General features: G+C 65.3%; 18 protein-coding genes. 9 read left to right on the top strand and 9 right to left on the bottom strand.

The genetic code is table 11. The features are described 5' to 3' along the window. Window positions 1-106 precede the first annotated feature (106 nt). From HMPREF9056_RS02985 to HMPREF9056_RS02955, 7 genes are all read left to right on the top strand, one after another. Complete coding sequence (locus HMPREF9056_RS02985) at window positions 107-616, top strand: NUDIX hydrolase (protein WP_009402674.1); 510 nt, start codon at window positions 107-109, stop codon at window positions 614-616. Beyond that, window positions 613-3198 (top strand): DUF6049 family protein, encoded by a 2586-nt coding sequence (locus HMPREF9056_RS02980; protein ID WP_009402672.1) that lies wholly within the window; start codon window positions 613-615, stop codon window positions 3196-3198. The genes HMPREF9056_RS02985 and HMPREF9056_RS02980 overlap by 4 nt, the downstream gene beginning before the upstream one ends. Next, a complete protein-coding gene (locus HMPREF9056_RS02975; protein ID WP_009402670.1) occupies window positions 3195-7499 on the top strand; it encodes a murein biosynthesis integral membrane protein MurJ in 4305 nt (1434 codons plus the stop codon). The genes HMPREF9056_RS02980 and HMPREF9056_RS02975 overlap by 4 nt, the downstream gene beginning before the upstream one ends. 86 nt (window positions 7500-7585) lie before the next feature. Further along, complete coding sequence (trxB, locus tag HMPREF9056_RS02970; protein ID WP_009402668.1) at window positions 7586-8512, top strand: thioredoxin-disulfide reductase; 927 nt, start codon at window positions 7586-7588, stop codon at window positions 8510-8512. Between the two features lie 111 nt (window positions 8513-8623). Beyond that, window positions 8624-8950: a thioredoxin gene (gene trxA / locus HMPREF9056_RS02965; RefSeq protein ID WP_009402666.1), complete on the top strand. Its 327-nt coding sequence runs from the start codon at window positions 8624-8626 to the stop codon at window positions 8948-8950. A gap of 245 nt (window positions 8951-9195) precedes the next feature. Beyond that, on the top strand, window positions 9196-10635 hold the full coding sequence (thrC, locus tag HMPREF9056_RS02960) for a threonine synthase (protein ID WP_009402665.1): 1440 nt from the start codon (window positions 9196-9198) through the stop codon (window positions 10633-10635). A 227-nt stretch (window positions 10636-10862) separates the two neighbouring features. Beyond that, window positions 10863-12176: a PLP-dependent aminotransferase family protein gene (locus tag HMPREF9056_RS02955; RefSeq protein WP_034513583.1), complete on the top strand. Its 1314-nt coding sequence runs from the start codon at window positions 10863-10865 to the stop codon at window positions 12174-12176. Here the strand turns inward: HMPREF9056_RS02955 and HMPREF9056_RS14545 are convergent. Continuing rightward, on the bottom strand, window positions 12167-12382 hold the full coding sequence (locus tag HMPREF9056_RS14545) for a hypothetical protein (RefSeq protein ID WP_253269910.1): 216 nt from the start codon (window positions 12380-12382) through the stop codon (window positions 12167-12169). The genes HMPREF9056_RS02955 and HMPREF9056_RS14545 overlap by 10 nt on opposite strands. On the opposite strand from HMPREF9056_RS14545, the gene HMPREF9056_RS02950 reads away from it, so the two are divergent. After that, window positions 12305-13132 (top strand): ATP-grasp domain-containing protein, encoded by an 828-nt coding sequence (locus tag HMPREF9056_RS02950; protein WP_253269909.1) that lies wholly within the window; start codon window positions 12305-12307, stop codon window positions 13130-13132. The two genes, HMPREF9056_RS14545 and HMPREF9056_RS02950, sit on opposite strands and share 78 nt — an antisense overlap. Window positions 13133-16575: 3443 nt before the next feature. On the opposite strand, the gene HMPREF9056_RS02945 is transcribed toward HMPREF9056_RS02950, so the two are convergent. The 8 genes from HMPREF9056_RS02945 to rpmH form a co-directional block, all read right to left on the bottom strand. Then, a complete protein-coding gene (locus HMPREF9056_RS02945; protein ID WP_034513550.1) occupies window positions 16576-18228 on the bottom strand; it encodes a ParB/RepB/Spo0J family partition protein in 1653 nt (550 codons plus the stop codon). Then, the gene (locus HMPREF9056_RS02940; protein WP_009402645.1) at window positions 18228-19130 is read right to left on the bottom strand and encodes a ParA family protein; all 903 of its coding nucleotides are present in this window, start codon (window positions 19128-19130) and stop codon (window positions 18228-18230) included. Before HMPREF9056_RS02940 ends, HMPREF9056_RS02945 begins: the two co-directional genes overlap by 1 nt. 107 nt (window positions 19131-19237) lie before the next feature. After that, window positions 19238-19882: a 16S rRNA (guanine(527)-N(7))-methyltransferase RsmG gene (gene rsmG, locus HMPREF9056_RS02935; RefSeq protein WP_009402643.1), complete on the bottom strand. Its 645-nt coding sequence runs from the start codon at window positions 19880-19882 to the stop codon at window positions 19238-19240. Continuing rightward, window positions 19879-20514, bottom strand: a complete 636-nt coding sequence (locus HMPREF9056_RS02930) for a R3H domain-containing nucleic acid-binding protein (RefSeq protein ID WP_009402641.1) — start codon at window positions 20512-20514, stop codon at window positions 19879-19881. The genes rsmG and HMPREF9056_RS02930 overlap by 4 nt, the downstream gene beginning before the upstream one ends. 53 nt (window positions 20515-20567) lie before the next feature. Next, window positions 20568-21779, bottom strand: coding sequence for a membrane protein insertase YidC (gene yidC / locus HMPREF9056_RS02925; RefSeq protein WP_009402639.1), 1212 nt, complete (start codon window positions 21777-21779; stop codon window positions 20568-20570). Window positions 21780-21874: 95 nt separating this feature from the next. Then, window positions 21875-22159 carry a membrane protein insertion efficiency factor YidD gene (gene yidD, locus HMPREF9056_RS02920; RefSeq protein WP_009402637.1) on the bottom strand — a complete coding sequence of 95 codons (285 nt, stop codon included), beginning with the start codon at window positions 22157-22159 and terminating at the stop codon, window positions 21875-21877. Window positions 22160-22177: 18 nt separating this feature from the next. Continuing rightward, on the bottom strand, window positions 22178-22558 hold the full coding sequence (rnpA, locus tag HMPREF9056_RS13390) for a ribonuclease P protein component (protein ID WP_087942171.1): 381 nt from the start codon (window positions 22556-22558) through the stop codon (window positions 22178-22180). Window position 22559: 1 nt separating this feature from the next. After that, on the bottom strand, window positions 22560-22697 hold the full coding sequence (rpmH, locus tag HMPREF9056_RS02915; RefSeq protein ID WP_026426261.1) for a 50S ribosomal protein L34: 138 nt from the start codon (window positions 22695-22697) through the stop codon (window positions 22560-22562). 600 nt (window positions 22698-23297) lie between these two features. On the opposite strand from rpmH, the gene dnaA reads away from it, so the two are divergent. After that, a complete protein-coding gene (gene dnaA / locus HMPREF9056_RS02910; protein ID WP_034513579.1) occupies window positions 23298-25004 on the top strand; it encodes a chromosomal replication initiator protein DnaA in 1707 nt (568 codons plus the stop codon). The last annotated feature ends 386 nt before the right edge of the window (window positions 25005-25390 follow it).

The raw sequence follows: 25390 nt of genomic DNA, 5'->3' as shown, positions 1-25390 counted from the left end.
CCGTCTCGCGCGTCCCCCGGGACGGCCGCCCGCAGGCGGCGCAGTTGTGTGCGACGACGTACTCGGCCAGAGGCATGCAGCGGCCCGGACGCCCTAGAGTGTCCCTATGCCCTCGCCACGCACTCGCACGCCCCGCGCCGGAAACCCGGCTCATCGGGCGAGTGCACGCGCACTGCCGATCGTCAACGAGACCAGCGCCGGCGGCCTGGTCGTCGACGTTCAGAACGGTCAGGCCTTCACAGCGGTCATCGCCCGACGCAACCGGGGCGGCCGCTTGGAGTGGTGCCTGCCCAAGGGCCACCTGGAGGGCACCGAGACCCCGGAGCAGGCCGCGGTCCGCGAGATCATGGAGGAGACCGGGATCACCGGTCGGGTTCTTCGGCACCTGGCGACGATCGACTACTGGTTCGCCGGTCACGAGCACCGCGTCCACAAGGTGGTGCACCACTTCCTGCTGGAGGCGGTCAGCGGCACCCTGACCACGGAGAACGACCCGGACCACGAGGCCGAGGACGTCGAGTGGGTCGCCCTCGACGACGTCTCCCACCGCCTGGCCTACCCCAACGAGCGCCGTATCGTGGCCGCGGCCTGGAACATCCTGGTGGGGGATGGATGACCGGCGCCACCGACCTGTGCACGACGGTGGTCACCACGCTGGGCTCCCGGCTGCGGAGCAGGGCGATGGTGACCATTGCCGCCCTGCTGGGCGTGGCGAGCCTGGTGGCTCTGCCGCTGACCGTCCTGCCGACGGCCCGCGCGGACCAGGCCCCCGGCACGCCCCTCACCGCGCGAGCCGATGGGATCTCGGCCGATATCTCACCAGTGGCCTCGACGAAGCCGTCGGCACCGACGACGCCGTCCGAGTCGTCATCGGCCTCACCGTCGGCCTCGGCGGGGAAGTCGAGTCAGGGCACCGAGGGCTCACAGGCACCGCGAGCCGAGGCGGCCGCCAACCAGGTGACGATGAGTATCGACGCCATGGCCCCCGAGGTGCTGCACAGCGACCAGGACCTGGTCCTGACCGGATCCATCACCAACGGCACCGGCCAGGTCATCACCGGAGCGGATCTGGTGACCAGGGTGCAGCGATCCACGGAGGTCACGAGCCAGAGCCTGAAGAAGTGGCTGACCGGAATCGACGAGTCGGGCCTGTCGGACCCCGTCACGGTGCCGCTGGGCCGCGATCTCCAACCGGGCGAGGCCGCCCAGTTCTCCATCACCGTTCCGGCCGACGAGCTGCCGCTGAGCAGCGCCGACCAGTGGGGACCGCGCGGCGTCGCCGTCAGGCTGGAGTCCCAGGGCGGCTCCCTGGCCCAGGACCGCAGCGTCCTCGTGTGGGACAGCGGCGCCTCCGTCACGCCGGTACACCTGACCGCCTTCATCCCGGTCACCGCCTCCGCGCAGGAGATGGCGGTTCTGGCCGGTCCACGCACCCAGGAGCGCGAGGAGGCCGTGACCGGCATCCGCAGCCGGGTCCTCGGCCTGCTGGGCATGGCCGGCGACGGTGTCGTCATGGCGGTCGATCCGGCGCTGGTCGAGGCCCTGGGCGTCACACCGACCAGTCTGGAGGAGGCCGCCCGCAACAGCGGCTCCCAGCCCGCGTCACCGGACGGGGCCACTCAGGCGCCTCAAGGCGCCGACTCGTCCGCGTCAGCAGTGTCCACGGCACCCACGTCGGAACCCTCGGCGAGCGCCGGCCCGTCCTCATCAGCATCATCGACGCCGCCCTCATCCTCGGCATCCGCGACGCCGTCGGCGAGCGCCGGTCCATCCTCATCGGCACCATCGACGAAGACCCCCGACGACGTCACCCAGCTCTCCGCCGCCCTCATGCGGGCCATCGGCACCGGCGGCCTGGTCGCCCTGCCATGGGGTGACTCCGATACCGCGGCGCTGGCGCACCTGCAGCAGACGAGCCTCATCGAGACGGCCGCGCAGCGCACCCAGGAGTCGGCCATCGTCAAGGCGGGGGCGCCGACGTCGCTGGCCTGGCTGGCCTCCAGCGTCCTGGACTCCACGACGGTCGGTACGCTGCCGCAGTCGACCTCGACCGTCATCGCCTCGCCCACCTCCCTACCGGCCGCCGACGAGCTCACCTACACCCCTTCCGGGCTCGGCGCGCTCGGGGACCGCGCGGTCCTGCTTCCGGAGCAGTCCCTGTCGGAGACGCTCACCGGCGAGGCCTCCCAGACCGGCGCCTCCGACCAGAACGGCGCAGCCACTCAGGCCACCCATGACACTCGGTCCCCTCAGACTGCTCAGACCGATCAGGCCGCCGAGCTCGATACCCGCCAGCTGCTGCGCGGCGACAGCGCGATCCTGGTCCGTCAGGCCCCGGCGCTGGAGCGCGACGTCGTCGTGGCGATGCCCCGCCGGGCAGCCTCCACCGCCGATCCTTCAGCCGTGCACGAGCGCGTGGCCGCCCTGCGCTCGGCCTCCTGGATCCGGCCCCAGTCCCTGGGCGATCTTCAGGAGCACACCCGGGCGGAGGTCGAGGCCACCGATGAGGGCACGTCCCACGTTGAGCGCTCCGAGCCGCCGGAGAAGGTGATCGACGACGACGAGCTGCCCGCAGATCTCCTCACCGCCGCCAGTGGGACGGCCGCTACCTTGCAGTCGGTCTCCTCGGTCCTCTCCGACCCGCCCGCGCTGCTGGGCGACTACACGGGCCTGGAGAGCGTCGTCGCCTCGGCGTCCTGGCGGGCCGACCCCGCGACTCGCAGCGCACAGGTCCCGGCCGCCGAGGCAGCCGGGACCGGGGTCACCTCCTCGCTGGCAGCGGTGCCGTCGTCGACCATCAACCTCATCAGCTCCGAGGCGCAGCTGCCGGTACGGATCACCTCCTCACTGGACCAGGACGTCACCGTCCAGGTCTACCTGGTCTCGGACAACAAGCGCCTCCAGGTCCCGCGCACCACCACCGTGAAGGTCCCGGCCAACCAGCAGGCCAAGGTCACGGTGCCGATCCGGGCCGTCGGCTCGGGCGACGTCGGCCTGACGGTGCAGGTGCTCGCCGCGGACGGCACCACCGTGGGCAGGCCCACCACCGTCGACATGAGAGTCCGCGCCGACTGGGAGAGCCGGGGCACCGGCATCATCGTCGGCCTGCTGGTCTCCATCGTGGTGATCGGTACTGTGAGGACCGTACGACGAGGTCGCCGCACCGCGGTGGCCCCGGCTGCACAGGAGACGGCATGAGCATGATCAAGAACTCACGAGCCACGCGCTCCTCCTCCCAGGGACGCAGTCAGGCGTCCCTGGCGCGGTCCTCGGCCATCATGGCCTCGGGAACCCTGGTCTCCCGCGTCCTGGGCATGGTGCGCAACGCCCTCATCGTCATGGCGCTCGGCGCCACCGGCTCGGGCGCGGCCGACGCCTTCAACACGGCCAACAACCTGCCCACCTACCTGTACAACATGATGATCGGCGGCATCCTCAACGCCATTCTGGTGCCGCAGATCGTCCAGGCGCTGCGACGGCGCAACGGCGAGGAGGTCGTCAATCGGCTCCTGACCGCCGCAGCCACACTCATGCTGGTGGTCACCTGCATCGCGACCGCGGCCGCCCCCCTCATCTTCACCCTCAACGCCAACTCCCTGGCCCAGGGGCAGTGGCGCACGCTGTCCTTCGCCTTCGCGTTCTGGTTCATGCCACAGGTCTTCTTCTACGGCCTGTACGCCCTGTGGGGGCAGGTGCTCAACGCCCGCTCGAGCTTCGGGCCCTACATGTGGTCCCCGGTGCTCAACAACATCATCTCAATCGCATCGATCCTGTTCTACCTCCGTGTCTACGGTCGCTACACCTCCGGTCAGGGACCAGAGCTCTGGGACTGGGGCCGGATCACGCTCATCGGGGCGACGACGACCCTGGGCATCGCGGTTCAGGCCCTCATTCTCTACATCCCGCTGGTGCGCTCCGGCTTCAGGCCCCGCATCATCTTCGGGGTGCGGGGCCTGGGACTGGGCAAGACCGTCAAGGTGGCCCTGTGGGCACTGGCCGGAGTGGGCGTGGCCAGCCTGAGTAACTGGATCACCTCCAACCTGGGCTCCTACGCGGTGACGGCCTCCGAGCAGCCCGAGTACGCGGACGTCATCGTGCCCTCGACGACCATGTGGCTCAACGCCTACCTGGTGTACATGCTGCCCCAGTCGCTGGTGGTCACCTCCATCATCACCGCCCTGTTCACCCGTATGAGTGAGAAGGCCGCGGCCGGCGACAGCGCCGGCGTGCGCGAGGACCTCTCCCTGGGGCTGCGCTCGGCGGGCGTCTTCACCGTCCTGGCCACTGCCGGCGTCTGCGTCCTGGCCGTCCCGGCCCTTCAGCTCTTCACGCCGTCGATCACACTGCCCGAGGCCCAGGCCAGTGCCCCCATGCTCATCGCCCTGGCACTGGGCATCGTCCCGCAGGGCATCTGGTTCGGGGCCCAGCGGGTCATGCTGGCCTACTCCGACACCAAGCGGCTGCTCCTGGCCGACGTCGTCGTCGGCGTCATCCCCGTGGTCCTGTGCGTCATGGCCTACTTCGTGGCACCGGCCAACCACTGGATGACCTGGGCCGGCGCGGCCAACACGATCAGCCAGATCGGGGGCACCGTGGTGGTCATCCCCATGATGCGCTCCCACCTGCCCAGCCTCGACGGCCGCAAGATCATCGCCACCCACCTGCGTCTGGTCATGGCGGTGGCGCCCGCGGTCGTCGTCGGGATCGTCCTCAACCTGGTCATGGGCAACGTCGACGCCGACTCCTCCCTGGCCAAGATGCTCGCGGCCTTCGGGCACATCTGCGTCGTCGCCGCCGTCATGTCGCTGGTCTACCTGCTCATGGGGCGCGTCGTGGGGATCGAGGAGATCACCGTCGCCTTCCGGCCCTTCTCACGGATCCTGTCCACCGTCGGTCGTCGCCTGCCCGGTACGCCCGGGAGAGTGGTCCTGGCGATCGCGGCCTGGCTGTCACCGCCGGAGCCGACGACGCAGACAACCACTCAGATGCCGGCCGTCCAGACCCCGGCTCCACCGCCGCCGGCTCAACCCGCTTCCGACCCGTCAGGTATTTCAACGGACCCGGCCGCACATGGTGCTGTTGGCTACACCCCCGGTACCGCCCAGGCGGCCCCGCCCGCACCACCACCGCCCTCGCAGGTGCAGACGCACCCCTGGGGACAGCCGGGTCAAATGGAGCAGCGGTCCGCCGGCGGCTGGTCCTCCCAGGCCCCTGCGGGCTACACCCAGGACGGACAGCCGGTCTACCCGCTCGCCCCGCCGCCTCTGGCGCCCTCGCAGGCAACAGCTCCACCGCCGCCCACGAGCGCCGACTACGCCGCCGACGCCTCCCACCGCGCCCAGGCTCCGGATCACGTCCCGGCCAACACTCCCGGGAGTATCCCGCCCTCGCTTCCCCCGAGCATCCCGCCTTCCCCGGTGGCCACAGGGCAGTCCGCCCCCTACCCGCCCCACACCTCTGCCCACACGAGCCACATCACCCCGGTTTGGAGCCCTCAGACAGTTACGATGGGGTCAACTGGTGTAGATGGACAACCATCTCAAGGAAGGAGACGCATGTCGGAGGCGACGCCCATCGGCAGTGGTCGCTACGGACTCCTGGGAACGCTGTCCACCACGCTGCCGCGCATCGTCAGGCACCGTGGCGTTGACACGATCCTGGACCGGGACGTCACGATCCTGGTCCTCACCGACGCGACGCTCCACCGAGACAACGTCCTGGAGTCCGCCAGCAGGGCGGTGCTGGTCGAGGACCAGCGTCTCCAACAGGTCTATGACGTCGAGCGCGCAGAGCCCTCCGTCATCGTCACCGAGCCGCTGACCGGACGCACCTTCTCCTCCCTGGTCTCCCGGGGCATGCCTCCGACGCAGGCGCGCGCGATCATCGGTGAGACCGCTCAGGCGCTCGACGCCGGCGCTCGCAAGGGCCTGCACCACCTCAACCTGTCTCCCGAGTCCATCCGCGTTCTTCCCGACGGCACGGTCAAGGTCAGCGGCCTGGGGATCGAGGCCGCCGCCCTGGACCTGGAGAGCCGGGTGGCCGGCCACGACCCGTCGGCCGCCGACCGCGCCGACGCCCGCGCGCTGGTGGAGATCCTCTACTACGGTCTGACCGGCCGGTGGCCGGGCAAGCGCCCCGGCATCCCCTCGGCCCCGCGTCTGGGCGGTGCCCCGGTCAAGCCCTCCACGCTCGTGCCGGGGATCGACCCGATCCTGGATGAGCTGTGCGAACGCACCTGGAGCAGTCAGCCCCCCACCTCCTCGGCGGAGGTGGCCCGCTCACTGGGCACCTGGGACACGGTGGTCGGCTACCACGAGTCCGGCTCGACGCCGATTCCGCCGGCTCAGCGTCCGGCGTCGTCCGCTGGTGTCAACGGCGGGGGCTCCGCGAACGCGGGTGCACCGGCCGCGGCCGGTGCCGCCGGAGCCGGCGTCGCCAGTGCGGCTCGCGGGGTCCTGGACCGTCTGCGGCGCAGTGGTGTCGGCAAGGGCGCCACGGTCGCCCCGTCGGCAGGTCAGTCGGCCCCCACGTCGGCTCAGCCCGGCCAGGTTCCGGCCGCGCCGGCCGGTACCGACGTACCGGCGGAGCAGACCTCCGTCATGCCGGCCTCCTCCGTTGCCGAGGAGGCCGTGGCCCCGACCTCTGACCCGCAGCAGGTCGGGTCCCAGGCCGTGCCGGAGCAACCGGCGAGCGACACCTACATCCAGGTCACCGGGCCGACGAACCCCATCCCGAACGTCCTGGCGACCGCCTCCGAGACCGTCCCCGGGCCCGCACCGGTCCCGGCAGAGCCCTTCACCGGCAGCTTCGCGGTCTTCGAGGATGACGAGGAGGAGATCGACCCCGAGGTCACTCGCCGGGAGCAGCGCACCACCAACAGCGTTCTGGCCACTTTGGCCGTCATCGTCGTCGTCTTACTGGTGGCCGCCAGCTACATCATTTACCGGACGATCGGCATCCCCTTCGCGGACGAGGACCGCGCGGCCGCTGACACCGTTCCCTCGGCCAGCGCCCAGGAGGCCGGCGGCGGGGGCGGCCAGACGCAGCAGCCGGCTTCTACGACACCGGCTCAGACACCGACCCAGGACACCAAGCCTGAGATCGTCAACGTGAGCGTCGTTGACGAAGCCAGCAGTGGCTTTGCCTCCTCTCAGGCTGGAACCCTCACCGATGGTGACACGAGTAAGGAATGGTCCTCTCACTACTCCGCGAGCCCCGAGACCGCGCCAATCGATATCACGCTCAACCTCAAGAGCCCTGCCAAGGTCTCGCAGATCGAGATCCAGGGCACCCACGAGGGTGGTCAGATCGAGGTCCACGCCTCCAACGCCAACGGTCCGCTGCTCACCCATGGGCCCTTCGCCTCAGGAACGACGACCCTCCCCATCGACAAGCCCCAAGACGTGGATACCATCGTCGTGCGGATCACTAAACTTCCCATGAGCCCGGGAGCCGATCGCCCCTACAGAGCAACTGCGACTGAGATCACATTCAAATAAGTCCCTCCCTGGGAACAGGCTGCATTGATCACCAGTTGCACTAGGCGACCGCCCACCGCGGCTACCGTCCGCTCATCAGGAGAGTCATGATTCACGACGTCGTCATTGTCGGCTCCGGCCCCGCCGGCTACACGGCCGCCATCTACGCGGCCCGCGCCCAGCTCAACCCGGTCATCCTGGCCGGTTCGGTCACTGCGGGCGGCGCGCTGATGAACACCACCGAGGTGGAGAACTACCCCGGCTTCATCGAGGGGATCATGGGCCCCGAGCTCATGAACCAGATGCAGGAGCAGGCCGAGCGCTTCGGTGCGGAGATCCGCTACGAGGACGTCACCGCCCTCGAGCTGGAGGGCGACGTCAAGCGCGTCACCACCTCCGACGGCGCCTACGAGGCCCGCACGGTCATCATCTCCACCGGCTCGGAGTACCGGCACCTGGGGGTCGACGGGGAGGAGCGTCTCTCCGGTCATGGCGTGTCCTACTGCGCCACCTGCGACGGGTTCTTCTTCAAGGACCAGGACATCGTCGTCGTCGGCGGTGGGGACTCGGCCATGGAGGAGGCCACCTTCCTGACCCGCTTCGCCCGCTCCGTCACAGTGGTGCACCGCCGCGACGAGCTGCGCGCCTCAGCCGTCATGGCCAAGCGCGCCCAGGAGGACCCGAAGATCTCCTTCGCCTGGAACTCGCGCGTCGTCGAGCTCCACGGTGAGGACTCGCTGACCGGCATCACCCTGGAAGACACCGTCACCGGGGAGCGTCGCCGGATCGAGGCCACGGGACTGTTCGTCGCCATCGGCCAGGTCCCACGCAGCGAGCTCGTCGCTGAGGCCCTCGAGCTCGACGAGGCCGGCTACATCAAGGTCGAGGTCCCCTCGCAGCGCACTCGCATTCCCGGCGTCTTCGCCTGTGGTGACGTCGCCGACCCTACCTACCAGCAGGCGATCACCGCGGCCGGATCCGGCTGCCGCGCCGCTCTGGATGCCGAGCACTATCTCACCACGCTGCAGGCCTGAGCCGGCCGCGCACCTCAGCCCTGCTCAGAGCGGGCCGGCTCCGACGTCGTCGGAGGACCTGCGCTGAGCCCATCCCGACTCACCCATCCACAACGTTCGAGGAGAATAACCATGTCTGAGGCACTCGCCGTCACCGACGCCACCTTCGAGGAGGAGGTCCTCAAGTCCGAGGTCCCCGTCGTCATCGACTTCTGGGCCGAGTGGTGCGGCCCTTGCCGCCAGATGGCGCCGATCGTGGACGAGGTCGCCGCCGACTTCGGCGACAAGGTCAAGTTCGTCAAGATCGACGTGGACGCCAACCCGGCCACCGCCCGCTCCTACGGTGTGCGCTCCATCCCGACCTTCGCGGTCGTGCGCGACGGTGAGGTCTTCCACCAGTTCAGCGGCTCCCGCCCCAAGGCCTCCTTCAAGACCGAGGTGGAGAAGGTCCTCGCCTGATACCTGGCTGCCACCAGTCCTGACCAGCTGCCGCGACGCCGGCCTCGTTCGATATCCCTCACCGGGGTGATGAATGAGGCCGGCGTCGCGGCAGCCGTCGTCCATGCGCGTACCGTAGGCCCACAAGTTGTCTGATGACTTCCCGTGCCTGGTTGACCGCGCCTGTCACCCTCGGCCGCGGCCCCGTAGAATCGCACCGGAATCGCAGTGGCATCCCGGCATGCGATACGGCAAGAAGGCAGCACATGCAGCACACCCAGTACATCTCCACCCGCGGCCAGATGACGCCCGCCGGGTTCACGGACGTTCTTCTGGCGGGCCTGGCTCCCGACGGCGGTCTGGCGGTACCGGACCGGCTGCCGTCACTCACGCCGGCGCAGCTCGAGGCCTGGAGGTCCCTGGGCTACGCAGAGCTGGCCACCGAGGTCATCGGTCTGTTCGCCGCCGACATCCCGCGTGAGGATCTGGCCGCTCTGACCCGAGCAGCCTACAGCGAGGCACGGTTCCCACAACCGGTCGTCCCAGTGACCGGGCTGGGCGACGTCGCCGACGGCCTGGTGCTCGTGGGCCTGTCCGAGGGACCGACAATGGCCTTCAAGGACCTGGCCATGCAGTTTCTGGGGCAGGCGATTCCCTACGTGCTGGCCAAGCAGGGCAAGGTCCTCAACATCCTGGGGGCCACCTCGGGAGACACCGGCTCAGCGGCCGAGCACGCCTTCCGGGGGCAGGAGGGCGTCAGCGTCTTCATGCTCTCACCGGCGGGTCGGATGAGCCCGGTGCAGCGGGCCCAGATGTACACCCTCCAGGACGCCAATATCCACAACATCGCAGTACGGGGGGTCTTCGACGACTGCCAGGCGCTGGTCAAGGCCCTGAGCAATGACGCGGACTTCAAGGCGGCCCATCATCTGGGTGCCGTCAACTCCATCAATATCGGCCGGATCGCCGCACAGGCCGTCTACTACGTCTGGTCCTGGCTGCGAGTCACCGACGCGGTGGAGGAGGAGGTCCGCCCCGGTTACCGCGTCGACGTGTGCGTGCCCTCGGGCAACTTCGGCAACATCTACGCCGGGTTCCTGGCCCGGTCCATGGGGGTGCCGATCCGCCGCCTCATCCTGGCCACCAACGAGAACAACGTCCTCGAGGAGTTCTTCACCACGGGCGTCTACCGGCCCCGCTCAGCGGAGGAGACGCTGGCCACCTCCAGCCCGTCCATGGACATCTCCAAGGCCTCGAACCTGGAGCGCTTCATCTGGGCCCTGCTGGGGCCGGAGGCCTTCGTCCAGCGTTGGGCGGAGCTGGAGACCACCGGCACGCTCGACCTGCGCGATGAGCGTGCACGCCTGGGAGAGGAACTCGGCTTCGTGGCCGGAGCGTCGTCGCACACCGACCGGCTGGAGGCCATTCGCAGCGTCAAGGAGCGCTCCGGCCGTCTCATTGACCCGCACACCGCCGACGGCGTCACGGTGGCTCTACGCACCATGGAACCGGGTTTCCCCACGCTCGTCATGGAGACGGCAAAGGCCGCGAAGTTCCCGCAGACGGTGGCCGAGGCGCTCGGGACCGGGCCGGAGACTCCCGACGTCATCGCCGATCTGCTCGCTCAGCCACAAAAGGTGGAGACGATCGACAATGACCAGGCCCCTTTGCGCGCTCTCATCGAGGAGCATGCCTTGAGCTCCTGAGCGAGTCGCCCCACGCCGGGACACTGCCTCTCAACGCTCCGCGCATCATGTCCATGGTGCGCGGAGCGTTCTCGTTCACCGCGTCGTCTCACCCGTCTTGGGAACGCTTCAGTGTTTCACGTGAAACACCGCGGATTACTCCTGTCCTCGCCGAGGCCTGCCCGCCAGTGCGGCGTGGCAGACTTGGATCCACGGACGCAGCAGTGGCCACCAAGGAAGGACCGAAGGTGAGTGAGAGCAGTAACCAGGTGAAGGGCAACCGACTCGATCCGTGGCTGGACAGCTATGCCGCGCGAGCTCATGGTCTGCGCGCCTCGGAGACTCGCTCACTGTTCGCCGTCGCCTCACGACCGGAAGTGGTGTCGCTGGCGGGCGGAATGCCCAATCTCAAGGACCTTCCACTGGAGCGGCTGGCGGAGGCCACGGCGCAGATGATCCGCAAGGACGGCGGCAAGGCGCTGCAGTACGGAAACGGCCAAGGACTGCCGCGACTGCGGGCGCAGATCACCGAGGTCATGGCCCTCGAAGGCATCGAGACGGACCCGGAGGACGTCATCGTCACCACGGGGTCCCAGCAGGCCGTCGACATCGTCACAGAACTCTTCGTCGATCCCGGCGATGTCGTCCTGACCGAGGCGCCCACGTACGTCGGATCCCTGTCGATCTTCGCAACCTATCAGGCCGACGTGCAGCAGGTACCCATTGACGCTGACGGCGTCATCCCCGAGGCTCTGGAGGAGATGATCGTCCGTCTTGAGCGCGAGGGGCGTCGCATCAAGTTCTTCTACTGCCTGCCCAACTTCCACAACCCCGCCGGGGTGACGCTCACCGAGGAGCGCCGTCCGCAGGTCATCGAGATCTGCCGGCGCCATCACATCCTCATCGTGGAGGACAACCCCTACGGTCTTCTGGGCTTCGAGGGGCAGACCTACACCGCTCTCAAAACCCTCGCACCCGACGACGTCGTCTACCTCGGCTCCTTCTCCAAGATCTTCGCTCCCGGTTACCGCGTGGGCTGGGCGGTGGCGCCGCCGGCCGTGCGGGAGAAGATGAAGCTGGCTTCAGAGGCGGCGATCCTGTGCCCGTCGTCGGCGGGGCAGTTCTCCATCTCCATGTACCTGGACCAGTTCGACTGGAAGCAGCAGATCGTGGACTTCCGAGCCATGTACCGAGGGCGGCGCGACGCCATGGTGGCGGCGCTGGAGGAGTTCCTGCCGATGTGCCACTGGAACGTCCCCGACGGTGGTTTCTACGTGTGGGTGAGGCTCCCCGAAGGACTCGACGCCAAGGACATGCTGCCGCGAGCAGTCACCAGCCTGGTCGCCTACGTCTCCGGAACGGCCTTCTACGCCGGTGGGAGGGAGGGGCAGGACCATCTGAGACTGTCCTTCTGCTATCCCGAGCCCGTCGAGATCCGCGAAGGCGTACGAAGACTCTCCGGCGTCGTCACCCGCGATCTCGAGCTGCTGGACCTGTTCGGTCCCACCCACAGTCCCCGTCCATCCGAAGGCGTTCACGCGCCCGCACCCGATCAGATCTGAGGTTGACGATGAACCAGTCTCCACTCCGTATCGCTGTCCTCGCCGGTGGACTGAGCCACGAGCGCGACATCTCGCTGCGATCCGGGCATCGCGTTGCCCAGGTCCTCAAGCACCTCGGGCACACCGTCCTGGTCCTGGACATCGATGCGCGCACCATTGGGTCGCTCAAGACCTTCGGGCCCGACGTCGTCTGGCCACTGGTCCACGGCGGTCCCGGGGAGGACGGAGGTCTGCAGAACATGCTCATCGCTCTGGGGCTGCCGTACGTCGGCACGCACTCAGACGGTTGCCAACGGGCCTCCTTTAAACCGACCGCTAAGGCGAGTGTCCGAACCGGAGGAGTGATTACTCCTGACTCGTTAACACTTCCACATTCCTACTTCAGTCAGCTTGGAGCGCAGGAGGTTCTGACTGTTGTCGCTGGTCATCTCGGGCTTCCCGTGGTGGTGAAGCCCCATCAGGGAGGTTCTGGACTCGGCGTCTCCTACGCATCGACGGCGGACGAGCTGCGATCCGCGATGGTGGCATGTTTTGCGTATGACGAGCGAGCCCTCATCGAGCGCTATGTCCCCGGCACGGAGCTCGCAGTGTCCGTCGTGGATACGGGAGAGGGGCCACGCGCGCTCCCGCCCGTTGAGGTAGTGACTGATGGGCAGTACGACTTCGATGCACGCTATAACCCGGGCCGCTCGGAGTACTTCGTTCCCGCGCGTCTGAATGACTCGGTTATTGAGATGGTCAAGAGCACCGCTGTCACGGTTCACTCCACCCTCGGACTCGGGAATCTCTCTCGAACCGACCTCATTCTCGATGAGGAGGGGACGCCCTGGTTCATTGACGTCAACGTCATTCCAGGAATGACAGAGACCTCTCTGCTCCCGATCGCTGCAAAAGCAGAAGGCGGTCTGGAGGGCCTGTACGACGCGCTAGTGAGGAACCCACTCGTCCACCCATAGTTCCTGTTCGGTTTCACGTGAAACAGTGGCTCCGCTCTTTTGAGCGGAGCCACTGTTGTATGCAATGACGATGAGACTGCGCCGCACGGCGATAGAGTGAGTTACGGAGCTCCTCTGGTTTCACGTGAAACACATGTCGATGCAGCTTCGACATGCCAGCGTCTCAGGATGACCACGACAGGCCTCTCCTCAGGGGAGGGAATGGCAACGACGACCGGAGGTTAACTCTCCGTTCAGGCTCGATGCGCAGCGAGGCGGGTCCCGATCGGCATCATCAACGCGAGACTCAGTTTCACGTGAAACGTCGTTACTGAAGAGCGCACTACAAGACAACTCCGTCCTCCCCAGAAGAAGCAGCTCGCGGCACATCATCGCCTCATAGACAGTGTTGTCCAACTGGTTGCGAGCCAGTCTCGTGAACCAGCCTGTTGAGACAGTTCTATAACGTTGCTGCCGGAGCTCGTGGATGCACATGAGGGTCTAGGGAATACACCCGCGACGTCCGCAGTCGACAGCTAAGGTCGTCTACGACGGATCAGTGCCCAGCCGCTCCCTTGAGATCGCATACTTTCGCAACACGATCTGGTTGACATCCCGTTTCACGTGAAACGTCTAACTAAACGCGTCGCCTTCTAGTTGAAGAGGTATCCGTGTGAGTGCGTCGCTCTCGACTCCGTACAGGTCTTCTTCCTCAACTCAAGCGATTCAGGAGAGAGCGAGTGACGGCCCGGTATCTGGACATGGCGAGTCCTCCGAAGCATCTCAGGTGGAGCTAAAGTCATCACCTCATCGAACCGGAGGCCTCGATTCCCTCGGGTAGACGCTGGACTCTGTCATGACCTCGCCATGCGGAGTGAGGCCTGCTCGGCCAATGCTTCCTAAGATGTTGGTGGAGTCGAACCGCCTGCCAGTTTCTGTGACCGTGCCGCCAACAGCCGCAGCCGGTTCTGTCCATCCACTACAGCAGGCTCACCATGCGCGACCAGGCAACCATCCACATCGGCAACATCGAGCATAGGCTTCAGCAACGTGCATCACTCAACCTCATCTCGACTCGATCGGTTTCACGTGAAACCTACTTCCCATCCCGGGGCGTCTCATGGGCAATATCGATCGAGGGTCAGGCATGATGCTCCTTGAGTGTTGACTCGTCTCTCACGTCCTTAGGTACCCTCCTCTCCCATTCGGGGTAGGGGCGAGGCGAATCGCCCTCAGAAGTATGAATCTCAACCTCTGAGGGACGCCAGGTGCTCGGAACGCAGGTATCTGAGTTTCACGTGAAACCAATGCCGTTGAAATAACGCCTCTCCGCCGCGGCCAAGCCGACCACGCCTCTGTGAGCACTTCGGCCATTCAGGTACATCGAAAGGCACCATCCCCATCAGGCAACGGCGAGTCTGCAGCACGGGCTCCCTGTACTCGACATCATATGCCCACTGAAAGTCAGCGAAAATCTTTGAACATCCCGGGATGAGCTACTGTCCACCACCCTGGTCAACGAGCCCCCGGCACGTTCCATTAGAACGGGCAGGTCTTCGCCTCACTACTCCGTGTCACAAGTATCCAGCGGCACAACTCCGCGCGTGCTCTGGAAGCATCACGGATTCATCGCGTGCGAAACAGCTCAGTGCGCTGTCATCGACATCGGCGTGGGCACCAATGTTGGAGAGCCTCGAGAACCATCGGTTTCACGTGACAGCACCCCCGGCGGTCCGCTCGGTATGCGGCGAGTGCAGGTTCGATCCTTGGAACGTAGGTCACGACCAGCACAGAGTAGACCCCACTTCTTCCGCGTGGAGCCGAGGACACTACGCCGAGGCATGACACTCGTCTTCCAGTGCAAGTTGCCTCTGTGCTCCGTTGGCGATTCCGCCCATGCTCATCCGTAGCGAAGACGCCGACACACAACCATCTACTCCTCGCACCCCGCACTCATCCAGCCGGAGCGGCAGGAGAGCAATCCACACGGGTCAAAACTCGATTGTCTTTCCGCAGCCCCACACGTACGTTTCACGTGAAACCAGCATCGAGTTGGCCTGATCACCGAGTGTTCCCCCTTCTGCTGCAACATCAAATTGGTTTCAGTCCTTAGTTCGCCAACCCAGGACGGCATTCCAGCCTCCTGCACCCATTGATAACGTCTCCACCGAGGAAGACGATTCGGGTCACGACGGTCCCGTCAGTACATCCGTTCTTCTGTGCCACATACAAAGTATGGAAGAGCAGCACACCTACCCACGCCTTCCCGGCATGAGCAGCATCACCAGCCTGAACCGACGTAGCTATCGTTTCAGGAAGGGAACGAAGCTGTCTCAAGCTGTAGCAGTGCTCCTATCTCCGTTTCACGTGAAACCAAATCGGGCTTCCGTCGATGACAACCGATCCGTACCGCCGCCGAAGTCGGGAGCAGACTGTTGTCTGCGCCATCGGCGGCCCGTCAGAGAACGGGCCACCCGACAGGGTTCCGACACTCAAGGCGATCCAGGTGCTTCACACTGAAGCTACTCTCAAGCCTGTCGGTACCTCTCACTACTGTTGGGCCTGTAAAGCCACCTCTACAGACCAACCGGGCCGACTACGCCACCGTTGCACCCACATTGGCACCCCGCCACTAGCATCAACCACCGATTCGAACGATAGACATTACGCGAGCTGATGTTCGGATGATCTATGACCGCCCTGATTAAGAACATGAGTGAAACGTGGCTGTGGCGCCCCTCCGGCGATTCACACATTCGTATGTGCCACGCACGCGTACCCCATAGGGAACTGATCGACGTTTCACGTGAAACGGCCTCTCTACCGCGCCGTAGAAGACCAGCCGGACATCTCTCGGGAGAGGGCCAGCAATAGACCTCGTTGCGTCGCTGCCCTCCTCCACGACGAGCTATGTGACGACGTCTGCCGGTCAGTGGCCTGCTAGAAGCTCTTCACCGGTTTCACGTGAAACCAACGTCGGAAGGATCTACCCCGACAACGGATGCTGTCAGCCCGCTACCCTCAGTCGATCGCCGGTTCCAGTTCACCAGGAGGAGTCGGTTCTCCCGCGGCATCACTAGCCACGCCATATCAGGCTAGCTGCCGACAACGATGACGGCCAGCATCCACCCGAAGCAGGTCGCCTTCTCGGGAAAGGTATTGAGACAAGACGGCGAGCCCCACCCAGAAGGAGCACATCGGCCTTGACACCTCGGTTAAACGACGCTCACTCGGTAGGCCGAGAGATGTGCCATGCACCGTTGGTTCTTAGATCTCATCCCGGGCACTAACAGCAAGGCTGCACCGTTTCACGTGAAACACGATCTGCAGGTCCCTCTGAACTCCAGCACCTCACCCGAGGAAGACGAAGCGTCATCCGCCTCCGTTGCTTCATCACAACGAGAAATGGGGGCTGAGACAGTTTCTGTCTCAGCCCCCGCCGTTGTTGTCACATTCGGCGTCAGCTACTCTTCGTCGAGCGATGTCCCCGGCGCCAGCGCACCAACGATACGAGCGAGATCGTCATCCCCGGCGAACTCAATAGTGATGCGACCCTTCTTCGCTCCACGTGTCACCTTGACGCGAGTGTCGAAAGCATCCGAGAGCCGCGTTGACAGCGCCGGGAGAGGGGTGCTGCGCGCCCGCAGTACCTTTGGCTGATCCGAGCCCGGTTCCGGCTCCTCGTGGAGCGCAACAAGCTCTTCTGTTGCTCGAACTGAGAGTCCCTCGGCCACCACACGCTGAGCGAGACGTTCCATTTCCGCAGCGTTCGGAAGTCCGAGAAGAGCGCGAGCGTGGCCGGCCGAGATGACATTGGCGGCGAGCCGACGCTGAACCAGCGGCGGTAGCTTCATGAGGCGCAGCGTATTGGAGATCTGTGAGCGCGAACGAGCGATCCGCTCGGACAGCTCCGCGTGAGTGCACTGGAAGTCCTCCAGCAGCTGCTGGTAGGCCGCAGCCTCTTCCAGGGGGTTGAGCTGGACGCGGTGCAGGTTCTCCAGCAGTGCGTCTCGCAGAAGATCGACGTCGTCAGTATCCCGGACAACAGCCGGAATCGTCTCCAGGCCGGCTTCCTTAGAAGCACGCAGACGACGCTCACCCATGATGAGCTCGTAACGCGGATCCTCTCCCGAAGCGGTCGGCACCTGCCGCACCACGATTGGTTGCAGCAGTCCCACTTCCGCGATAGACGCAGCCAGCTCTGAGATGTCCTCCTCATCGAATACCTGCCGAGGCTGACGAGGATTCGGGTGAATCAGCTCCACCGGAATCTCAGCGAAACGGGCACCGGGGACTGGAACCAGATCGGACGCATCAGCGTCCGCAGCATCATCTTCGCCATCGATCGCGTCATGTGAATCAGCGCGAGTATCAGGCTTCTCCGACATGTCGGCAGACGGCTGTTCATCGGAGCGCAAGGACTCAGTGGGCTCGGCATCGATGACCGAGGAGTGTCCCTCCTCCGTTTCACGTGAAACAACAGGCTCTTCGGAGGTGACGACTGTCTCCGGAGAGGATTCAGCAACAGCCTCAACCTCGGTCGAGATATCCTGCGCCGACTGAGCAATCGCAGCAGATGACGTCTCAGCGACCTCCGGCTGCGCTGTCAGCTCCTCCACTGCTTCCTCAGCCGGCTCCACAGCCTCCGGAACCTTCTTCGCCGGACGCTTCTGTGCCGTTGTCTTCCTCTGAACCGTCGATCGGGTGCGCTTGGCCGAGGTAGCTGACGAGGTCTTTCCGGTCTTCTTCGCAGCAGTAGCGGCGGTATCCGTCGCGGCAACCGAATCCGGCGTGGTTTCACGTGAAACAGACGTTGTCTGTTTACTCTTCTCTGTCGTCTTAGACGACGTCGAACGCGTTGAGCGACTCTTCGACCCCCGCTTCCGTTGAGAAGGAGCCAGGAGAGTCGCCGTCAGATCGCGGGTGCTCCGAGCTTCCGCCTCCGGCTCCGGGGCGGCATGCTCGGGCTCAGAAGGTGCTTTCTCATCCTGGACCTCCGCCTTCCTCGAATCAGGAAAGAACACGTCAGAAGGACGAGACGCAGAGACCTTCTCCTTCTGCGCCTCTGGAATCAGCGCCTGCAGACCCCGTCCGAGTCCGCGCCGTTTCTGAGCCATTAGGCTTCCTCGCCTTCATTTCGGGGAGCGCCCCGGAGAGCAACTTCACGAGCCATTTTCTTATACGCAATCGCGCCGGTGGACCGGGGATCCCAGAACACCACGGGAGCGCCGAAGGAGGGAGCTTCGGCAACACGGATGGAACGCGGCACCTTGGTGTCCAGCGTCGCATCAGGGAAATAGGAACGAACCTCGGACTCCACCTCACGCGCCAAGGTGGTGCGTCCGTCAAACATGGTGAGCACAATCATCGAGACACCCAAGCCCGGATTGTGAATGCGAGCGATCCGATCGATGGATCGTGTCAGGAGGGCCAGTCCCTCAAGGGCGTAGTACTCGGCCTGCATCGGAATAAGGACTTCGTCGGCTGCGACGAAGGCGTTGATCGTCATGATACCGAGGCTGGGAGGGCAGTCGATGATGACGTAGTCGAGCGGTTCCTGTCCATCGGTTTCACGTGAAACCAGGTAGTCCACGAGCGCACGCCGCAGACGTGACTCCCTCTCAGCGGTGGAGATGAGCTCGATCTCGACGGCGGCGACGTCAATTGTTGCCGGCACACACCACAAGGTCTCACAGAAGCGGGTCTTGGCCACGACATCCTTAATGGATACCCCGTCGACAAGAACATCGTAGATGGACGCATTGTCATCACCATGCTCCACCCCCAGTGCGGTCGAAGCATTGCCCTGCGAGTCAGCATCGATGAGGAGGACGTGCAATCCTCCTTCGGCCAGCGCAGCGGCGAGATTGACTGCGGTCGACGTCTTTCCGACGCCGCCTTTCTGGTTCGCGACCGCGACGACCCGGGTTCGCTCGGGATGTGGGAACTCTCCACCCGCTACCTCGTCTAGGGCGAGGTGCTCGGCCTGGAGCTGATCGAAGATAGACGATCCGGACAAACCTGCTTCTCCTCGGACGACGATCCAACGGCCCGAGCCAGTCGGGCAGTTACGAGTCTACGCGAGCAGGTCGATCCTTACGCGTTACACCGAACGCGCGCCGTATCTCACCGGTTCTTCGGGCGGCGAATCTCAACCACGGCAGTCGTTTCATCGCCGGGAGTAACAACCTCATGAACTACAGCAACTGATAACTTTTTATTTTTAATAACGTACTTGGCGTCGTCGACCTCGGCTTGTGCTCGCATCCCCTTGAGGGCGAGCAAGGCACCCCCCGGCCGGAGCAACGGTGCGGTCAGCCTCACCAGCTTGGACAGGTTCGCCACCGCACGAGCCGTGACCACGTCATAGCGGTCCTTGATCTCCTCGGCGCGTGCTCGTCGAATGGTCACGTTGTCCAGGTCCAGCTCCTCGACGACGTCGGAGAGCCACTGGGTGCGCCGCTCCATCGTCTCAATGAGAGTGACGTCGAGGTCGGGTCGCAGCAGCGCGACCACCACACCGGGGAAACCGGCCCCGGAACCAACGTCGGCCACGCTTCCCCGGGCCGGGAGGAAAGGGACCACGGCGGCCGAGTTGACGATGTGCCGGCTCCACAGGCGGGGAAGCTCACGCGGCCCCACGAGACCGCGCAGCTCACCCTCCTCAGCGAGCATCTGGGCGAAGTGCTCCGCCGCGGAGAAGGAGACCCCGAAGATCTCCCGCATCTCCGACGTCGGCTCCTCCACCTGGGCCCGCTGCTCCTCACTCATGCGTCAGAGCGCTCCGCGACCGACTCCGACTCCTCGCCGGCCTTCTCGACGACGTCCACGCCGTCGGCGTCATCACCGTCCTGGTCATCAGCCTCGTCGGCCGGCAGAACCACGACGTAGCGGTGGGGCTCGGCGCCCTCGGACTCTGAGACCAGGCCGGCGGAGGCGACGACGTCGTGGCACACCTTGCGCTCGAAGGGATTCATCGGCTCCAGGCTGACGGTCTCACCTGAGGTGAGCACCTTGGTAACGGCCTCCTGGGCGACCTTGGTGAGCTCGGTGCGACGATCGGCGCGGTAACCGTTGATGTCGAGCATGAGCCGGGACCGGTTGCCGGTGCGAGCCTGGACCGCGAGACGGGTCAGCTCCTGAACGGCCTCCAGAACCTCACCATCGCGTCCGACAAGATCAGCGAGCTCGCGCTCGTCACCCTCCTCGGAGGCGACCACGGCGATCGAGGCGCGTCCGTGGTCGATGTCGATATCGATGTCGCCTCCCAGGTCGGCGATGTCGAGAAGCTCCTCCAGGTAGTCGGCGCCGATCTCGCCCTCCTCCTCGAGGCGCGAGACGGTGCTGCTCACAGGCCTGCCTGCGGACTGCTGGGAGGAGTCGTTACTGTGCTGCTCACTCATGATGTCATCCGTATCTGTGATGGGAACCGGGTTGTCCTGCCGCTGAGCAGCTCTCAGCGGTTGCGCTTCTTCTTGGCCTGAGCCTTGCGTCGGGCCGCCGCCTCGCGACGCTGACGGGCCCGGCGCTCGTAACGACGTCGAGCGATCTCCTCGTCGCTGAGGCCACCACTCTTGGAGGATGCCGACCCCTTGGAGCCACTCATGTCCTCGCCGGACGCCTCATCGTCGTCGGACTCTCCGACGGCGTCAGTCTGAGCCTCATTGCGAGTCTCACCGTGCGCCTCGCCCTGGCCACCGGACTTCTTCCGCCGGTTCTTACGCACCGGCTGCACCCGCTGTCCGCCGGTGCGACCCTCGGCCTCGGCCTTGGCGGCCGCCTCGGCTCGCTCCTCCTCCTCAAGGGAGGGCAGGCCCTTGCGCGCCCGCTTGGCGTTGACCCGGGCGCGATACTTCTTCTCGGCCTCGCTGCCGGGTGCGGGCATGTTGCGGATGGTGAAGAACTGCTGGCCCATGGTCCACAGGTTGGAGATCACCCAGTAGACAAGTACACCGATCTGGAAGTTGACGCCGGAGATGGCGAAGATGACCGGCATCACGTACATCATCATCCGCTGGGACCGGATCATGGGGTTGTCGGAGTCCATGGACTCCGCCGACATGTTCTTCATCGTCAGCTGCGCCATGGTGTACCACTGCGTCACCGACATGATGATGATCATGGCCACCGTGACGATCTTGACCTGCGTGTCAGCGCTGCTCATGAAGGAGGAGGACAGGCTGGCGCCGAAGACGCTGGAGGCCTGCACCTGCTCGGCCAGCTGCTGCGTGAGTGGGCCGATCGAAGGACGACCGTAGGTGCCGCCCGCGACAGCGCCCAGCGAGGCCAGCACGCGGAACAGGGCGAAGAAGATGGGCATCTGCACCAGGATCGGCAGGCAGGAGGCCATGGGATTGGTCCCGTGCTTGCGGTAGAGCGCCATCATCTCTTCGTTCATGCGCTGGCGCGACTCGGGATCCTTCTTGCCCTTGTACTTGGCCTGGAGCGCCTTCATCTCCGGCTGGAGGAGCTGCATCCCACGCGAGGCACGGATCTGCTTGACGAACAGCGGCATGATGAGCAGCCGCACCACGATCGTCAGACCGATGATGGACAGCACCCAGGCGATACCCGGCCCGTCGGGGAATCCGATGAGGACCAGGCCCTTGTGGATCGTGACCATGACCCAGGCCACGGCCACCTTGAGGGGCCATAGCATCGTGTCCATCCGTACTCCTTGTGTGGGGATTCTCGTGGGAGAGCAGTATCAGCGCGAGCTCGGAGCGCGAGTCGGCACTATGTCAATCGGTTCGCCGGGATCGATCAGGTTTCCTCAACCCTGAAGCGCGGGACATCACGGGGATGGTCGTAGCGCCAGCGCCCCTTGTCCGGAACATGGTCGACTCCACCGGGAGTCAGCGGGTTGCAGCGCAGCAGACGCCAGGTGGCCAGCAGCACGCCCTTGATGGGACCGTGCACCTCCACCGCCGTGACCGCGTAGGCCGAGCAGGTGGGGTAATAGCGGCACGACGCCGGCAGGAGCGGTGAGATGAAGCGCTGATAGAGACGCACTGGAGCCAGAAGAGCTCGCGTCAGCCATCTACTCATTGCTCACTCGTATCCGTCCTACCGCTGCTGCCCGTGGACCCGGCGCTCACCGTCACGCTCTCGGCACCGGTTGAGAAGCCTGTCCAGATCTCTCCCTAGGGTGCGACTGTCGGCGCCATCGGCTCCGGCCAGTCCGCGCACGACGACGCGGGCTCCTGGTTCAAGCCCACCAACCCGCTGAGCCATGAGAGCTCTCACGCGACGCTTGACACGGTTGCGGTGGGTCGCCAGCGGGATCTGCTTCTTGGGCACGACGACGCCGACGAGAGCCGGGGATTCATCCCCTCTCCCGCCGGCGTGGTAGTGCACAACCAGCCTGCGGTTCCCGCAACGCGTACCCCGACGGATCGCGGTAGTGAAGTCCTCACCCCGCGCCAACCGGTGCGCCGCGCCGAGCACCTCAGGCGGCGAGGCGAGCGCGACCCTTGCGGCGTCGCGAAGCGAGGACAGCGCGACCTGCGCGGGTGGACATGCGCTTACGGAAGCCGTGCACCTTGGCACGACGACGGTTGTTCGGCTGGTAGGTCCGCTTGCTCACGGGCGTAACTCCTGCTTGAGGTGATCGGAACAGTGCATCGCGAGGATCGCGGCACTGTCGCTCACGCGGCTGCCCCATGGATCGGGACGTGACTCCGCGCGAACGTCTGCAACAGCCTACGTTTGGCCCTCTTGCCGGTCAAACGGATGCGGCCGACTGTGACCACTGTGACCGATGGCGTCATCCACATCTCGTCCACATGTCATCCACAGCCAGGATCCGTCCGCGTCCACCGCTGTGGGAAGCCATCTGTCCACAACCTTGCGGATATGTGGATAACTTACTGATCTGCGTGCATCTTCGCAGGAGCCGCGGAAACGGCTACACATCTGTCATTCTGCGGGCTCGTGCGGCATGGTCGGGACCAAATAACCCTGATGATCTCAGAGTTTATTCTGAATAAAACCTGTGAGTCTTTGCTCTCTGTGTCCCCAGATGTGGACAAGGCTGTGGAGAAACAGCATCATGGGATGCCCGGTCAGGACCTTCCGGTTCGCCACTTCCACACATCCCTGTCATCATCGACGCAGTGCCCTGGCCGACGCCGGTCAGGCTGCTACCACCGGGTTCACCACCAACCATGCCGATCAGGAGTCCGTCGTGCCCGACGCTGCCAACACCAAATGGCTCTCAGCCCTTGAGGTGCTCTCCAGCTCCGGAGAGCTGGGCCAGGGCAAGATGTCCATGATCCGCATGACCCACCTCATCGATGTCGACGGAACTCTTGTCCTCGTCGTCGGCTCGGCCTTCGCCAAGGACATCGTTGAGCAGGCACGCGCCCCCATCGGTGCCGCGATCACGCAGGTCTGGGGACGCCCCATGCCCATCGAGGTCACAGTCGACACCTCGTCGGAGGTCTCGCGCGCGCCGATGCCGCCCACGGCTGCCGAACCTGTCAACCTGGCCACCGCATCTGCATCAGTGTCTCCGCCGGCCCCTCCGTCCCCGTCAGGGCCGTCGCCCGTGTCCGCTCCGCCCGCGGTTCCCAACGCCGCTGGAGCCATGGCCCCAACCGTCAATCCAGCCGGCAGCCCCGGCGTGCCCGCCTACGGTGAGCAGATCGGTGACCCGCCGGGCTACCAGGTATCGGCCCCTTCACCGATGCCCCGTTCCCAGGCCTCGGCGGCCTCAGCTCCTTCACCGACGTCGGGCCCCGCACCTGCCATGTCAGGATTCCCCGGCGCCTTCAGCCCCGGAACCGCCGGCCCCCAGAACTCCGCGGGGCTGCTCACGCCGACGGCGGCCAACGACGTCTCCCAGCTCAACCCGCGCTACACCTTCGACACCTACGTCACCGGCTCCTCCAACCGGTTCGCCCACGCCACTGCCCTGGCGGTGGCCGAGGCCCCGGCCCGTGCCTACAACCCCCTGTTCATCTACGGCGGCTCCGGACTGGGCAAGACCCACCTGCTGCACGCCGTCGGCCACTACGCCCAGACGCTCAACCCGGGAATCCGCGTCAAGTACGTCAACTCCGAGGTCTTCGTCTCCGACTTCATCGCCTGCGTACGCGACGGCAACCAGGACGACGGCCGCATGGAAGGATTCAAGCGCCGCTACCGTGAGGTCGACATTCTTCTGGTCGACGATATCCAGTTCCTCCAGGGCAAGGAATCTACCCTCGAGGAGTTCTTCCATACCTTCAACTCCTTGCACTCCTCGGGCAAGCAGGTAGTCCTCACCTCCGACCAGCCGCCCAAGGCCCTGGGCGGGCTCGATGAGCGCCTGCGCTCCCGGTTCGAGTGGGGTCTGCTGGCCGACGTCCAGCCCCCGGACCTGGAGACCCGCATCGCGATCCTCTCCCGCAAGGGCACTGCTGAGGGCCTCGACCTGCCCTTCGACGTCCTGGAGTACATCGCCTCGCGCATCACCACCAACATTCGCGAGCTCGAGGGCGCGCTCATCCGCGTGACGGCCTTCGCCTCCCTCAACAAGCAGCCCGTCGACCAGACCCTGGCGGAGATGGTCCTCAAGGACATCATCTCCGATCCCGAGGGCCAGGAGATCACCACCTCCCTCATCATGGCGCAGACCGCCGACTACTTCGGCATCACCATCGACGACCTGTGCTCGGCCAACCGCTCGCGCACCATGGTCTCGGCCCGCCACATCGCCATGTACCTGTGCCGCGAACTCACCGACCTCTCCCTGCCCAAGATCGGCCGGGAGTTCGGCGGACGCGACCACACCACCGTCATGAGCGCCGACAAGAAGATCCGTACCCTCATGGCCGAGCGGCGCTCCACCTTCAACCAGGTCACCGAGCTGACCAGCCGCATCAAGCAGGCCGCCCAGTCACCAGCCTGACCCGACGACGGTCCCGCGTCACATACGTTGCGACATAAGTGGTCGGGTACAGGGAACGCGGCTGTGGACGGTGCTGAGGACGGCAGGTGGAGGAGCAAGCGTGTCGCTGTGGAGGTAGAGCACCCCCACTGTGGAATGACACGGATGTCATTCGCCCTCTCCACCAAGACCCTTGCTTGCCCACCAGAACCACCCACGTGTCGTTCCCCAGTGAGATCGGTGTTATCACAACGAAAGGTCCTGTTATCCCCAGCATCCACACGTGCTACTACACCTACAAACCTAAATGACAGGAATCGCGAAGCACGATCGGCCAACGAGGCGGATCCGGACCCCGGGCGCTTGTCATTCAGGGAGGCTCATGGGATGAGGATGGGTGATCGCTG

This window comes from Actinomyces sp. oral taxon 170 str. F0386 (assembly GCF_000195595.1).
Taxonomy (GTDB): Bacteria; Actinomycetota; Actinomycetes; order Actinomycetales; family Actinomycetaceae; genus Actinomyces.
The sequence above is the reverse complement of the archived record's forward strand: the minus strand, read 5'-3'. Positions and strand labels throughout refer to the sequence as shown.